We start from the raw sequence: 14,041 nt of genomic DNA, 5'->3' as shown, positions 1-14,041 counted from the left end.
TTTTTAGAAATATATTTAATCACCTCTATGTCAATAGAGGTGATTTTGATTTGTATAGCACCGTTTACACTATTGTAAAATGCATGCAACCCCATGATTTAAGTGTTGCTAGCATAGTTTTGTATGTTAAAATTAATGAAGCTCGCCATTCGGGAAGAAAATGGGCTTAGATACTGACAAAATTTCTTCATCTCAATTTGGCGCATTATTTGATATAAAATACTAAATTTAACTTTTTAAAAATAAGAAGGATGTTTAATTATTATATACTTATTGGTGCAATTGCTTTAGTGAGCTGGTTGGTTAGCAACAAGCTTAAATCTAAATTTAAAACCTATTCTAAAGTTCATTTACGTAATGGAATGACGGGGAAGGAGATTGCAGAAAAAATGTTGGCAGATAACGGTATTCGCGATGTAAAAGTGTTGTCTACTCCTGGTAAATTAACAGATCACTACGATCCGAGAAATAAAACGGTAAACTTAAGTGAATCTGTATATATGGAAGCAAACGCAGCAGCCGCAGCAGTGGCAGCTCACGAATGTGGACACGCAGTGCAACATGCTCAAGCCTATAGCTGGTTAACATTACGTTCGCAATTAGTACCTGTGGTTAGTGTGTCTTCTAAAATGTCGCAATGGTTAGTTATTGGAGGATTAATGTTGGGTGCTGCAGCTGGAGCCGGACTAGGATTCTGGGTTTCTGTTTTAGGATTAGTCATGATGGGAATGGCAACTATTTTTAGCTTTATAACATTACCTGTAGAATACGATGCAAGTAACCGTGCTTTAGCTTGGTTAAAAAATAAGAACATGTTAGCGCCTAACGAATACGATGGCGCAGAGGATGCGTTAAAATGGGCGGCAAGAACATATCTAGTTGCTGCGATTGGTGCTTTGGCCTCTTTATTATATTGGGCTTTACAAATCTTAGGAAATAGAAATTAAATTAAAATATTAGAATAAACAAAGGGGTCAGATTTTTTTAAAAATCTGACCCCTTTGTTATGTTTAAGATTACACGTATTGCTGCTAATCTTATTGTATTGTAAGCTGACTATTTGTTAATGGCACCACAAGCGATACGTTTTCCTGCGTCTCCTGTAGGTTGTGTTGTAAAGTCGTCTGTACCTTCATGGATAATAATTCCACGACCTACAATAGTCATTGTTTCATCTTCACAGTCTAAACACCATTGGTCCGTTTCAAAAGTAACAGTTGCATTTCCATTTTCATCGGCTGTGAAATTACCTATGTCTCCACGGTGATATCCTTCTGAATCTCCCCATTCTCCGTGTTTAGCATCGGTTGGGTTCCAATGTCCTCCAGAAGATTTAGCATCATGAGACGAACAATCTGCTGTTTCGTGTAAATGTATAGCGTGTACAGTGTTTGGTTTTAAACCTTCTAATTCACCTAGCATTTTTACAGAGTCATCTACTTGTGTAAATACGATAGTTCCCGATACCTTACTGTCGCTTTTGGCTTCCATAACCACCTTAACCTGAATGGCATTGTCTGTAGACATGTCTTTCGCGTTTTCAGCATTTTCTATAACGCTTTCTTTATCGGGAGTGTGCGTTGGGTTATCCATGGAATTGGTTTCCTTCTTTTTATTCTCGCATGAAGCAAGACCTATAACGCATATGGCAAGTAATAGTGTTTTGTGAAATTTCATAATGTTGATTTTTAATTGTTTACGACGAAATTATAACATCAACATCAAAGGGATTAATGGCATTACATATAAAATTAACTCAAATCAAAGCGGGTTGCGTTATATCGGAATTTGGCGATCTATTTGTTGTTGAAGTGAAATAAAGGTTTCTGTTCTGGAAACGCCTGAAATGGATTGAATGTCCTTATTTAAAAGTTGCATTAAATGTTCGTTATCACGACATAAAATCTTTATAAAAATACTCCAGTTTCCAGTTGTATAATGACACTCGATAACTTCTGGGATTTTTCGAAGCTGTTTTACCGCTTCAGGATTACTCATGGCTTTATCTAGATAAATACCTATGAAAGCCATTGTGGTGTATCCTAAAATCTTCGGATTTATGGTGAATTTAGACCCTGATATAAGTCCGCTTTTTTCTAGTTTACGTAAACGCTGATGGATGGCAGCACCAGAAATACCTACACCTCTAGCGATCTCTAAAATGGGCGTTCTTGCGTCTTGCATTAATGCACGAAGAATTTCCTTGTCTATTCCGTCAATTTCAATATTCTGATTACTAACTTTCATAAGTATTAACTTCTATAATTGAATATAAAAGTAATGAAAGGCTTTTAATATGAAAGCTTATTGTTTATAAAATTAAAGGATTGTAACCTAGATAAGGCACTTCCTTTTCGGTGAATTTAATATCGAAGTTCTCAAGTTCTTTTAAAATAGGGGAGTAGACCTCTTTAGTGATTGGGCGTTGCACGCCTGGAGTTGTAATGTGTTTATTTAATATGGCTAAGGTAGCAATGGCTACTGGAAGCCCTACTGTTTTTGCCATAGCAGTGTAGATCTGATCTTCTCCTTTTGTGACCATAGTAGCGTCGATTTGATGTGTTTTACCATCTAATTCATATCCGAATTTATGATACATAACAATCATGTCTTTGTCTTTTTCTGCGAGCGTCCAATTGGCCATTAGAATATGTTGTAAAATCTGAGCAGGAGTAGCTTTTTTAAGGTTGGCTTTCTTATTCGGATTAAAAAGATCTAATTCTAAAAATTTATTCCAAACCACATCATCTTGGTCAATTTTTAATTGGTGACGAAATTTAATTTCAACGGAATCTGATGGACTATACGGTAAAAATGCGTTTACAAAGTCACGATAGCTTAGATGTTCACTGTCTTCCATGATATAGCTATCGTCAGTCATGCCTAATTGCACAAACATATTCCATGCACGACTGAAGCCAACGCGTCGCATGGTGCCGCGATATAGCGTTTTAATACTGTCTAATCCATAAACACTCTGGTATTTTAAAGAATCGCGATTCGCATAGGCTTCAAACTGCCCGTAACCCTCTATTTCTAGAAACTCTGTGCGTCTAAATAGGCGATGATAGGGAATGTATTTAAAAGTGTTTTCTTGAAGAAATTTAGCGGTTCCGCCTTGGCCAGAAACGACAACATTTCTAGGGTTCCATGTAAATTTATAATTCCACAAATTCGTATCGTTCTCTGGAGCTACTAAACCGCCTGTAAACGATTCAAAAAGTATCATTTTACCACCTTTAGAGCGAATTCGATTTATAACCTGCATGGCGCTCATGTGGTCAATACCAGGATCCACCCCGATTTCGTTCATAAAGACTAATCCTTTTTCTGTAACAGCCTCATTTAGAGCTTGAAGTTCTTCACTAATGTAGGACGCCGTAATTAAATTTTTACCAAATTTCAGACAATCTTTAGCGACTTTAATATGGAATCTTGCCGGAAGCATAGAGATAATAATATCTGCATTTTTTATCAATTTTTTACGGGAAATGTCGTCAAAAATGTCGAACTTTATAGTAGAAACATTAGCATGGTTTTTAGTTCGTTTTTTAACATAATCTAGAGTAATGTCAGCAATTGTTAAATGGATGTTTTCGGCTTCAGATTTGTCTAATAAATACCAGATTAAATAAGATGTCGATTTTCCTGAACCAATAATTAGAATATGTCGCATAACGGTTTGAGTTTACTAGTTTAATAATAAGCTAAAAGTGATATGATGTATAAATGTACTAAATAGTAAGTGCGAAATCTTCTGAAATTGGATTTATATGGATAAAAAAATTGTGATTACTGGCGGAATATTGGGGCTTTTAAGTGTTGCTATTGGTGCTTTTGCAGCACATGGATTGAAGCCTTTAATTTCGGTAGAATCGATTCAAACCTTCGAAACAGGAGTGCGTTACCAAATGTATCACGCTTTATTATTGTTGTTCGTAGGTAGTACAACTTTAATCCCGAACGCAAAAAAGGCGGTGATTTTTTATCTTGTATTGGCAGGTGTTATTTTGTTTTCTGGATCAATTTATGGTTTAGCAACAAACGCACTTACACGTTTCGATTTTAAAAGCATTGGATTGGTAACTCCAATAGGTGGAATGTTACTAATTGTAGGTTGGGTAATTATGATATTGTCATTTTTAAAATTGAAAAGTGGTGATAATTAAGAATATAATATATAACTCAAGTAAATATGTGTAAATATGTAAGTTTTGTGATAGGGTTCTAAAATTAAATTTACATATTTGTACAGCAAAATTAGTATTATTATGGCAAATAACATTCAAGTTACGAAATCGATTTCGTTAGAATCTTACGGAATCAAAAATGCTGAAGTACAGTATCAATTATCCTCGGATGAATTACAGGATTTAACCATTGAAAGAGGACTGGGAGTAGAGTCTTCTTCTGGAGCTTTAGCTGTTAATACAGGCGAATTTACTGGACGATCTCCAAAAGATCGATTTATAGTAAAAGACGATGTCACTAAAGATTTGGTGTGGTGGGGAGATGTGAACATTCCTTTTAAACCTGAAGATTTTAATGCGTTGTATGATAAGGTTGTAGATTACTTATCGGACAAAGAGGTGTTTGTTAGAGATAGCTACGCTTGTGCCGATCCGAATTACAAATTAAATATCCGTGTAATTACAGAATTGCCTTGGAGTAATATGTTTGCGCATAATATGTTTTTAAGACCAACTGAATTGGAATTAGAAAATTTTGAACCAGAATGGACTATCGTATGTGCTCCAAAATTTATGGCTGTTCCAGAAGTAGATGGTACACGTCAGCATAACTTTGCCATATTAGATTTTACTAGAAAAATAGCATTAATTGGTGGAACAGGATATACAGGAGAGATTAAGAAAGGAATTTTTTCAGCATTAAACTTTATTCTTCCAGTATTTAAAAAAACGTTGCCTATGCACTGTAGTGCAAATGTTGGAGAGAAAGGAGATACAGCTATTTTCTTCGGACTTTCAGGAACAGGTAAAACAACACTTTCTGCAGATCCTAATCGTAAATTAATAGGAGATGATGAGCACGGTTGGACCAACGAGAATACAGTATTTAATTTTGAGGGTGGTTGTTATGCAAAAGTGATCAATCTATGTAAAGAAAATGAGCCTGATATTTTTAATGCTATTAAAAGAGGAGCTATTCTTGAAAACGTCATTTTAGATAAAGAGGGGCATGTCGATTTTGAGGATACTTCTATTACTCAAAATACCCGTGTTAGTTATCCTATAAATTTTATCGAAAACATACAAGTTCCTTCTATTGGTAAAAACCCGAAAAATATATTTTTTTTAACGGCAGATGCTTTTGGAGTTATTCCTCCAATATCTAAATTAACACCTGCGCAAGCTGCTTACCATTTTATATCAGGTTATACCGCAAAGGTAGCTGGTACAGAAGCTGGAGTTAAAGAGCCTGTTCCGTCATTCTCCGCTTGTTTTGGAGCGCCATTCATGCCATTGCACCCTGCGAAATATGCAGAAATGTTGAGTAAGAAAATGAAAGATGCTGGTGTAAATGTTTGGCTTATAAATACTGGTTGGACTGGTGGAGTATATGGTGTTGGGACACGAATGAAATTAAAATATACGCGTGCTATGATTAATGCGGTGTTAAATGGAGATTTGGGGTTATATAACCACCATGATTATCACATACACTCTGTGTTTGGTGTTGCACAACCAAGAACGTGTCCAGGAGTGCCTACATCTGTTTTAAGTCCGAGAGCAACTTGGAATGATGACGAAGCATATTATACAACAGCATTTAAGTTATCGAATGCATTTAGAAAAAACTTCAAACAGTTTGAGAGCATTGCAAGTGAAGAAATAAGACGTGGAGGCCCACAACGCTACAATCCATAATAAATAACAAACCAATTTATTTTTAAACCAAAAAAAGGCGATTCAATTTTTTGAATCGCCTTTTTGTATGTGTAATAAACAGTTGTTTATTTTCCTTTGTTTACCTTTTCTATATACTTGTCTAAAGCCATAGTCATTGAAGGCGTTTGAGGTGTTGGTGCAGATATATCTACACGTAATCCTTTTTCTTCAACAGCTTTAACTGTAGTGTTTCCAAATACAGCAATTCGTGTTTCGTTTTGCTTAAATTCTGGAAAATTATGAAATAAAGATTCGATACCCGATGGGCTAAAGAAAACTAAAACGTCATAAGAAACATCGGCTAAATCCGATAAATCACTAATTACAGTTTTATAAAATACAGCTTCTTTCCAGTTAATACCTAATCCGTTTAAAATTTCTGGAATTTCATCTTTCAATTTATCCGAGGCTGGAAGTAAGAACTTTTCGTCTTTATATTTTTTAATTAAAGGCGTTAGTTCTGAAAATGTACGTTTACCAACGTAAATTTTTCGTTTTCTGTAAACCACGTATTTTTGAAGATAATATGCTACAGCTTCAGATTGGCAGAAATATTTCAAAGAATCTGGAACTTTAAAACGCATTTCTTCAGCAACTCTAAAAAAGTGATCTACTGCATTACGGCTAGTTAAAATAATGGCAGTGTAGTTATTTAGGTCTACTTTTTGCTGTCTAATTTCTTTTGCTGGTAACCCTTCTACATGAATAAAAGGACGGAAATCAATTTTTACTTTTTGCTTTTCTTGAAGATCAAAATATGGGGAATTTTCTATTTTAGGTTCTGGTTGAGAGACTAAAATTGTTTTCACTTTCATATGCACTTTTAATTAAGGTGACCTCTAGTAAAGTGTAACAAATTTGTACAAAAATACATAGGGGGCGATTTCGAGAGTGCAAAGATACAAAATAAAATAAAAAAGGTTCGGTTTTATTAATTTTTGATAACGTTTTAATGATGTTCCTAAACTTATTATTAAAACGGTGAATAAAAGCGGTAGAATAATATATAAAATTGTTTTTGAAGGCGTTAAACCGTAAATCAAAAATGCATTTACCGGTATAAGTAAGATCCCATAGAAGTTTTTATAACTCGTTTTCTGAAAGATGTAATTATCTATCACATCATCTATATTAAAAAGATTTGCTACCAAGCGTTCGAAAAGTGCTTTTATAATTAAAAACACACCAATACCTAAAATAAATCTAGGCATAATATCAGGACCTATTTTAATATCGTCGACTAATGACTTGTAGCAAATGAAAATGAAAATTGCTGTAGAAATAATAAAATTTAAAAAGAGTAAGGAATCAAACCAGTCGAGTGTTTTTTGATCTCGAGAATAAATATTTAAATATTTCGAATGCGTTAAAATACCAGCAAAATCGTTGAATCTGTTTGTAAATGCAACTTTAGCTATGGTTATAGATATTAGTCCAACCATAATTAAGATGGTAAACATTTCGTTGTATGTAACTTCTCGAAGCATCTGCCAAAATTATTTAAAATAATTGTAGCCACATTCAATTATTAAGGAATATTTAAAAAAAAGAAATTGTGAAATAATGTACATTTGTAAACTTAATAGCAATTTTAAGTGAGAGACTCTATAGTCATTATCCCTACGTATAACGAGATTGAAAATATCGAAGCCATAATCAGAGCTGTGTTTTCACAAGAAAAGGAATTTGATGTTCTGGTTGTCGATGATAATTCGCCAGATTTAACAGCTTTAAAAGTAAAAGAATTACAGAAAGAGTTTCCTGGACGTTTATTTTTAGAAATTAGGCAAGGCAAATCTGGTTTAGGAACTGCTTATATTCATGGATTTAAATGGTGCTTAAAACAGCATTATCTATTTATCTTTGAAATGGATGCAGATTTTTCTCATAATCCTATAGATTTAGTGCGCTTGTATAATGCATGTGCTAAAGAAGGTGCAGATTTATCTATCGGATCACGCTATGTAAAAGGCGTAAATGTAGTAAATTGGCCCATGAATCGTGTATTGATGTCTTATATGGCATCTAAATACGTACAGGTTATTACGGGAATGAATATTCACGATACCACAGCAGGCTTTGTATGTTATAAACGTGAGGTTCTAGAAACTATAGATCTAGATAAAATTAAGTTTGTGGGGTATGCCTTTCAGATTGAAATGAAATTTAAGGCGTACATTAAAAAGTTTAAAATTGAAGAAGTTCCTGTCATTTTTACCGACAGAACAAAAGGAGAATCTAAATTAAGTTCAGGCATTATTTCGGAAGCCATTTTCGGAGTAATAACGATGAAGTTGAAAAGTATATTTTAAAGACAGTAACATTATGCAACCAAAACAAGTACTAATTAAGAATGCCAAGATTGTAAATGAAGGCAGTATTTTTGAAGGTGATATTTTAATTGAAGGCGATTTTATTAAAGAAGTTGGCGAGTCAATAAGTGCAAAATCTTCAAATGTACAAGTTTTTGATGCAGAAGGGAAATATGTGTTACCTGGCGTAATAGACGATCAAGTGCATTTTAGAGAACCTGGATTAACCGATAAAGCTAATATCGAAACAGAATCTAGAGCCGCAATTGCTGGTGGTATTACGTCGTTTATAGAAATGCCTAATACAATACCGCAAACAACGACTATAGAAAAACTAGAAGAGAAATTCGCTATTGCTGCCGAAACATCTTATGCAAATTATTCGTTTATGTTTGGAGGAACAAACGATAATTTAGAGGAGATTTTAAAAGTTGATACTAAAACTGTAGCGGCATTAAAATTATTCTTAGGCTCGTCTACAGGAAATATGTTGGTGGATAACCCTAAAGTTTTAGAAGAGATATTTTCTAAAGTGAAAATGTTAATAGCTGTTCATTGTGAGGATGAAGGAACTATTAGCGCTAATTTAGAGACTTTTAAAGAGAAATATGGTGACGATATTCCTATTAAATATCACCCAGAAATTAGAAGTGAAGAAGCCTGCTATTTGTCATCGTCTAAAGCGATCGAATTAGCAAAGAAAACAGGAGCGCGTTTACACGTGTTTCATTTATCTACAGGAAAAGAAACAAATCTGTTTTCTAACAAAATACCATTAAAGGATAAGAAAATTACGGCAGAAGTTTGTATTCATCATTTATGGTTTACCGATGCCGATTACGAGAAAAAGGGAACATTTATAAAATGGAATCCAGCTGTGAAAACAGAAAAAGATCAAGATCAGCTTTGGAAAGCGCTTTTAGATGGACGTATAGATGTTGTGGCAACAGACCACGCACCACATACGTTAGAGGAAAAGCAAAATATTTACACGCAAGCACCTTCTGGAGGGCCTTTAGTGCAACATGCGTTGCCTGCCATGTTAGAAATGCATCACCGTGGTAAAATATCAATAGAAAAGGTTGTGGAGAAAATGTGTCACAATCCGGCTATTTTATTCCAGGTTGAAAAACGTGGATTTATAAAAGTAGGGTATTACGCCGATTTAGTTTTAGTCGATTTAAATAATCCTTGGACTGTTACTAAAGAAAATATTTTATACAAATGTCAGTGGTCACCGTTCGAAGGGACAACTTTTAAATCACGGATTACACACACCTTTTTAAATGGTGAATTAGTATATCAGAATTTTAAATTTAATGATGTTAAAGCTGCAAAACGTCTAACTTTTAACAGATGAACCGTTTAATTTTAGCACTTTTAGTAATACTTCTTAGTATAACGTCTTGTCATCAAGTTAAGAAACCAGATCAGCCAAAAGATCTGATTCCGAAAGACAAGATGGTTAATGTTATTCTAGACATGAGTCTGTTAACTTCGAGTAGAGGTGTGGATAAGAATGTGTTAGATAAAAATGATGTCTCATTGCAAACCTTAATCTACGATAAATACAATATAGATAGTCTTCAGCTTGTACAAAGTAGTGCGTATTATTCATATCATATTAAAGAATATGAAGGTATTTATCAGATTGTGAATGATAGCCTAACAAAGCTTAAAGACTTTTATACCAAAGAGAAAGAATTGATAGACGAAAATAAGCGAATTAAAGATTCTCTAGCAAAACAACCATTGGATTCACTTAAACTGCATAAAACGAAAGCAGATACAATCGCCGTATTAGATAGTTTGAGTTCTTCAAGAAAAAAGAATTAATTATCGGTTTTAAATTGTTTTGAGACGGTTTGGATACTCGCTTCTATAGGTGTCCAATTGTACTGTAATAGCGATGTGATTTTGCTATTGCTATACACGGACTTAGAATTTATAGTTTGCGCCATTTGCTTGCTTAAAAAACGATTTTTTCCTGTGATTTTGTTGCGTAACCAATCTAATCTCCAACCCAATTCTGCTTGCCAAGGTTGTATTTCTTTTTTAGGTAAAGCCACGCTTAAATGTGTTGCAATACGTTGTAGAAACTGTTTGAAACTCCAATGCTCTGAAACTAAAATATAACTTTCGTTTTTAATTTCAGAATCCATTAATAGTATCATGATATTCACAACATCTTGAACAGCAACAAAACCAGTAACTCCGTTTGTATAATATTTAGAGCCTTTAGCTACGCGTTTAAATAAATTTCCTGTGCCATGGTTCCAAATACCACCGCCTAAAATAACACCAGGATTTACAATAACAGCATCCAATCCTTCCTGAGTACCTCGCCAGACTTCCATTTCTGCGCCATATTTAGTAATCGCATACACGTTGTTGTCCTCTTCAGGGTTCCAAAAGGTGTCTTCAGCAATCGGGGCATTAGTTAACGATTTTCCTAAAGTAGCAACAGAACTTACATAGCATAACTTCTCGATGTTATTTGATAAACATAAATTTACAATATTGGCTGTGCCTAACGTGTTAGTCTGCTTTAAAAGATAGTATTTATCTGGTTCGAAAGATACCAAAGCAGCACTGTGATACACATGGGTAATCTTCTTAAAAGCTTCCGTTAAATCAGGAATGTTTAGTAGGTCGGCCTTAATCCATTCAATACGATTAAAAAGGGCGTCTACTTCATCTGTATAATAAGAAAAGACTTTTTTTACGATATCAAGTTTTTCCTCCGATCTGTAAATTGCTCTTATTTTATCGTTGTTGCTTGCTAATCTGTAAAGTAGATGCGAACCAACAAGTCCTGTGCCTCCTGTAACTAAAATCATAAAACTAAGGTAAAGAATTATTTAATATAGGGGTAATTATACTACGATTTTTATCTTTGCAGGAGATTATTAAAATTTAGAACTAATGACTGGAAATTTTGTTGAAGAATTAACATGGAGAGGTCTAGTGCATGATATCATGCCTGGAACCGAAGATCAATTAAAGAAAGAAATGACAACAGCCTATATTGGCTTCGATCCTACTTCAGATTCTTTACATATTGGAAGCTTAGTGCCAATTATTATTTTAGTTCATTTAGAAAAAGCGGGTCACAAACCTATGGCTTTAGTTGGTGGAGCAACAGGAATGATTGGAGATCCTTCAGGGAAAAGTGACGAGCGTAATTTATTGGACGAAGTAGCTTTAGCCAAGAATGTTGATGGAATTAAAAGTGTGTTGTCTCGTTTCTTAAACTTCGATTCGACTGCTAAAAATGCGCCAGTTCTTGTAAATAATTACGATTGGATGAAAGATTTCTCTTTTATCGATTTCGCTCGTGATGTTGGTAAACGTATTACCGTAAACTACATGATGGCTAAAGACTCGGTTAAAAAACGTTTTTCTGGAGAAGAAGGAAGTATCGGGATGTCGTTTACAGAGTTTACTTACCAATTAATTCAAGGGTACGATTTTTACCACTTACATAAACACTACAACTGTGTGTTGCAAATGGGAGGTAGCGACCAATGGGGAAATATTACTACCGGAACCGAGTTAGTAAGACGTATGAATCCTGGTGTAGAAGCGAAAGCTTATGCGATGACTTGTCCGTTAATTACAAAAGCCGATGGGACTAAGTTTGGTAAGACTGAAGGTGGAAACGTGTGGTTAGATGCCGATAAAACTTCTGTATACAAATTCTACCAGTTTTGGTTAAATACGACAGATGAAGATGCTGAAAAATATATTAAGATCTTTACGTTTTTAGACAAAGCGACTATTGAGGCTTTAATTGCTGAGCATAAAGAAACGCCACATTTAAGATTATTACAAAAGAAATTAGCTGAAGAGTTAACCACATTTGTACATTCTAAAGAGGAATTTGAAAATGCTGAAAAAGCATCGAATATCTTGTTTTCAAAATCGTTTAAAGCAGATATTAAAACTTTAGATGAAAAGACATTTTTAGATGTATTTGAAGGTGTGCCAATGGCAGAAATCACAAAAGCCGATCTTGAAGACATCGATATGATTGCTGTACTTGCTGCAAAAACAAATTTCTTAGCATCTAATAGTGAAGCTAGACGTGCGTTAAAAGAAAATGCAGTTTCTGTAAATAAAGAAAAAGTAAAAGAAGATTATAAAATTAGCGCAGACGATTTAATTAACGATAGCTATATCATTATTAATAAAGGAAAGCGTAATACCTATATAGTAAAGGTGGTTTAAAAATAATGAAGCCGGATTATATAATAATCCGGCTTCAAAAAAACCAACTAACCATTAAAAACTATCCTCGCTTTACTCCTAAAGCTCGGAAGCTCTTTTATAGTCGTTATTTAATCTATATACTTTCAGCGTGTTTTGTGAAAAATGTGTTAAAGTCTTAAGTGCGAAAATAATACCTTAAAGTGCCATTAAGTTACATCCTCGAATATCAGAATTGTCGAAACGGCCAATCACTTCAAATTCATTATCTCCTGTAATTTTTCCTAAATCTTGAGTGGCTATAAAAGCACAAGAATTTATGTTTGCCAAATCGATAACATTAATTCCTCCAGTTTTTCCTTCTGTTTGAATTGTTAATGCATCTTCTGGATCACGGGTTAAAATTTTCATCCATGGCGGACAATTAAAAACACCATGTCCTTTAGAATAGCCTTGACTTAAAAGTTCTGTCATCCCGTATTCACTATGGATTTCATTTACACCAAAACCTGCTTTTAGAATATCGTGGAGCTCTGTTCTTATAAGTTCCTTTCTTCTCCCTTTCATACCTCCAGTTTCCATGATAATTGTGTGTTTTAATTGAAACTGATGCGCTTCAACCAAATCTAACAACGCAAAAGAAACACCAATTAAAAGTACTTTTTGTCCGCTAGAATCCAATTCAATTAACTTAGATTCTAATTCCGATAAATTATTTAAATAAAAGCCACTTTCTGGATGCCCAGATTGGTTAATCATATCGTTAACCATATAAATTAAAGAGGAGCCGTTGCGCTCTAAGTAAGATGGCAACAAGGCTAAAACCACATAATCTTCAATGTCACCATAAGCTTCTGTAAAGCCTTTTCTAAAACTATCTTCGTAAACAGAAACATCGGTAACTAAATGTTTACTGGTTACGCTTCCAGTGGTGCCGCTACTAGAAAAGGTACATTGTACCGCTTCTGTAGAACTTAAAATCTCTCTAGTTTTAAAAAATTCGATTGGTAAAAACGGAATCTCTTTGTAGTGTTTTATATCGCTAGGATGAATGTAAAGTAAGTCGCAAAACGACCTGTAGGTTCTGTTATTTTTAAACTGAAAGTTAAACACATTTAATGCGTGTTCATTAAACTGTGCTTCTGTTTTAATATTAAAAATAGCCTGGGTATCCATCATAGTTATGTAGTGAAAACAAGAGCAAAAATAGTTAAAATAAAAAAGCATTGCCAATAGCAATGCTTTTAATATAGGTTTCAATACGTTTTTTACGCAAACCGTAATTTTATCTCACTACAAGTTTTCGAGTTGTAGAAATGTTGTTTTCCTTAATTTTTATAATGTAAATCCCTGCATTTAATTTAGAGATGTTCATTTCTTTGCCAAAGAGCGTCGTTTGTAAAATAGATTTTCCGAGCACGTTAAAAATCTCAATGTCTTTGGTCAGGTTGTTTTTAGTGACAATATACAACTTACCATTACTTACCGGATTAGGGTAAATAGAAAGTTCTTCTATGTTTTGAGTCGTATCTGCATTTACAGCTTGTGCCTGTGTATTATGCGATATTATAAAAAACACGGAAAAAAATAAAAAAGTAAGTAAGTAGTTTT

At 34.1% G+C, this 14,041-nt stretch carries 15 protein-coding genes; 7 read left to right on the top strand and 8 right to left on the bottom strand.

Features of this window, described 5'->3' with window-relative positions; all coding sequences use genetic code 11:
- Positions 1-251: 251 nt before the first annotated feature.
- A complete protein-coding gene (locus ACFFVB_RS01330) occupies positions 252-947 on the top strand; it encodes a zinc metallopeptidase (protein ID WP_382380378.1) in 696 nt (231 codons plus the stop codon).
- A gap of 109 nt (positions 948-1,056) precedes the next feature.
- On the opposite strand, the gene ACFFVB_RS01325 is transcribed toward ACFFVB_RS01330, so the two are convergent.
- The 3 genes from ACFFVB_RS01325 to ACFFVB_RS01315 all read right to left on the bottom strand — a co-directional run bounded on the left by ACFFVB_RS01325 (position 1,057) and on the right by ACFFVB_RS01315 (position 3,676).
- Positions 1,057-1,677 (bottom strand): superoxide dismutase family protein, encoded by a 621-nt coding sequence (locus ACFFVB_RS01325; protein WP_382380376.1) that lies wholly within the window; start codon positions 1,675-1,677, stop codon positions 1,057-1,059.
- A 99-nt stretch (positions 1,678-1,776) separates the two neighbouring features.
- Positions 1,777-2,247 carry an Lrp/AsnC ligand binding domain-containing protein gene (locus tag ACFFVB_RS01320; RefSeq protein WP_382380374.1) on the bottom strand — a complete coding sequence of 157 codons (471 nt, stop codon included), beginning with the start codon at positions 2,245-2,247 and terminating at the stop codon, positions 1,777-1,779.
- A gap of 64 nt (positions 2,248-2,311) precedes the next feature.
- Entirely contained in the window at positions 2,312-3,676 is a 1,365-nt protein-coding gene (locus ACFFVB_RS01315; RefSeq protein ID WP_382380372.1) for a saccharopine dehydrogenase family protein, read from the bottom strand.
- A gap of 97 nt (positions 3,677-3,773) precedes the next feature.
- On the opposite strand from ACFFVB_RS01315, the gene ACFFVB_RS01310 reads away from it, so the two are divergent.
- Positions 3,774-4,169 carry a DUF423 domain-containing protein gene (locus ACFFVB_RS01310; RefSeq protein ID WP_382380370.1) on the top strand — a complete coding sequence of 132 codons (396 nt, stop codon included), beginning with the start codon at positions 3,774-3,776 and terminating at the stop codon, positions 4,167-4,169.
- Between the two features lie 102 nt (positions 4,170-4,271).
- On the top strand, positions 4,272-5,888 hold the full coding sequence (gene pckA / locus ACFFVB_RS01305; protein ID WP_382380368.1) for a phosphoenolpyruvate carboxykinase (ATP): 1,617 nt from the start codon (positions 4,272-4,274) through the stop codon (positions 5,886-5,888).
- An 86-nt stretch (positions 5,889-5,974) separates the two neighbouring features.
- Here the strand turns inward: pckA and ACFFVB_RS01300 are convergent, their stop codons facing one another.
- Together ACFFVB_RS01300 and ACFFVB_RS01295 are read right to left on the bottom strand one after the other, a co-directional pair.
- Complete coding sequence (locus ACFFVB_RS01300) at positions 5,975-6,724, bottom strand: uroporphyrinogen-III synthase (protein WP_382380366.1); 750 nt, start codon at positions 6,722-6,724, stop codon at positions 5,975-5,977.
- A 24-nt stretch (positions 6,725-6,748) separates the two neighbouring features.
- The gene (locus ACFFVB_RS01295) at positions 6,749-7,396 is read right to left on the bottom strand and encodes a DUF4271 domain-containing protein (protein ID WP_382380364.1); all 648 of its coding nucleotides are present in this window, start codon (positions 7,394-7,396) and stop codon (positions 6,749-6,751) included.
- Positions 7,397-7,504: 108 nt separating this feature from the next.
- Between ACFFVB_RS01295 and ACFFVB_RS01290 the strand changes: the two genes are divergently transcribed.
- The 3 genes from ACFFVB_RS01290 to ACFFVB_RS01280 are packed head-to-tail and all read left to right on the top strand — an operon-like array spanning position 7,505 to position 10,057.
- Positions 7,505-8,221 carry a polyprenol monophosphomannose synthase gene (locus ACFFVB_RS01290; protein WP_382380362.1) on the top strand — a complete coding sequence of 239 codons (717 nt, stop codon included), beginning with the start codon at positions 7,505-7,507 and terminating at the stop codon, positions 8,219-8,221.
- Between the two features lie 13 nt (positions 8,222-8,234).
- Positions 8,235-9,581: a dihydroorotase gene (locus ACFFVB_RS01285; RefSeq protein ID WP_382380360.1), complete on the top strand. Its 1,347-nt coding sequence runs from the start codon at positions 8,235-8,237 to the stop codon at positions 9,579-9,581.
- Positions 9,578-10,057 (top strand): DUF4296 domain-containing protein, encoded by a 480-nt coding sequence (locus ACFFVB_RS01280; RefSeq protein WP_382380358.1) that lies wholly within the window; start codon positions 9,578-9,580, stop codon positions 10,055-10,057. The genes ACFFVB_RS01285 and ACFFVB_RS01280 overlap by 4 nt, the downstream gene beginning before the upstream one ends.
- Here the strand turns inward: ACFFVB_RS01280 and ACFFVB_RS01275 are convergent.
- Positions 10,054-11,061: an NAD-dependent epimerase/dehydratase family protein gene (locus ACFFVB_RS01275; protein ID WP_382380356.1), complete on the bottom strand. Its 1,008-nt coding sequence runs from the start codon at positions 11,059-11,061 to the stop codon at positions 10,054-10,056. The two genes, ACFFVB_RS01280 and ACFFVB_RS01275, sit on opposite strands and share 4 nt — an antisense overlap.
- An 85-nt stretch (positions 11,062-11,146) precedes the next feature.
- Between ACFFVB_RS01275 and tyrS the strand changes: the two genes are divergently transcribed.
- Positions 11,147-12,451: a tyrosine--tRNA ligase gene (gene tyrS, locus ACFFVB_RS01270; protein WP_382380354.1), complete on the top strand. Its 1,305-nt coding sequence runs from the start codon at positions 11,147-11,149 to the stop codon at positions 12,449-12,451.
- Positions 12,452-12,628: 177 nt separating this feature from the next.
- Here the strand turns inward: tyrS and ACFFVB_RS01265 are convergent, their stop codons facing one another.
- Positions 12,629-13,609: a LuxE/PaaK family acyltransferase gene (locus ACFFVB_RS01265; protein ID WP_382380352.1), complete on the bottom strand. Its 981-nt coding sequence runs from the start codon at positions 13,607-13,609 to the stop codon at positions 12,629-12,631.
- A gap of 106 nt (positions 13,610-13,715) precedes the next feature.
- A complete protein-coding gene (locus tag ACFFVB_RS01260) occupies positions 13,716-14,009 on the bottom strand; it encodes a T9SS type A sorting domain-containing protein (protein WP_382380351.1) in 294 nt (97 codons plus the stop codon).
- Between the last annotated feature and the right edge of the window lie 32 nt (positions 14,010-14,041).

This window comes from Formosa undariae, from assembly GCF_042427615.1.
GTDB lineage: Bacteria > Bacteroidota > Bacteroidia > Flavobacteriales > Flavobacteriaceae > Formosa > Formosa undariae.
Note: the sequence above shows the minus strand (reverse complement) of the source record. Positions and strands in the feature narration are given on the sequence as shown.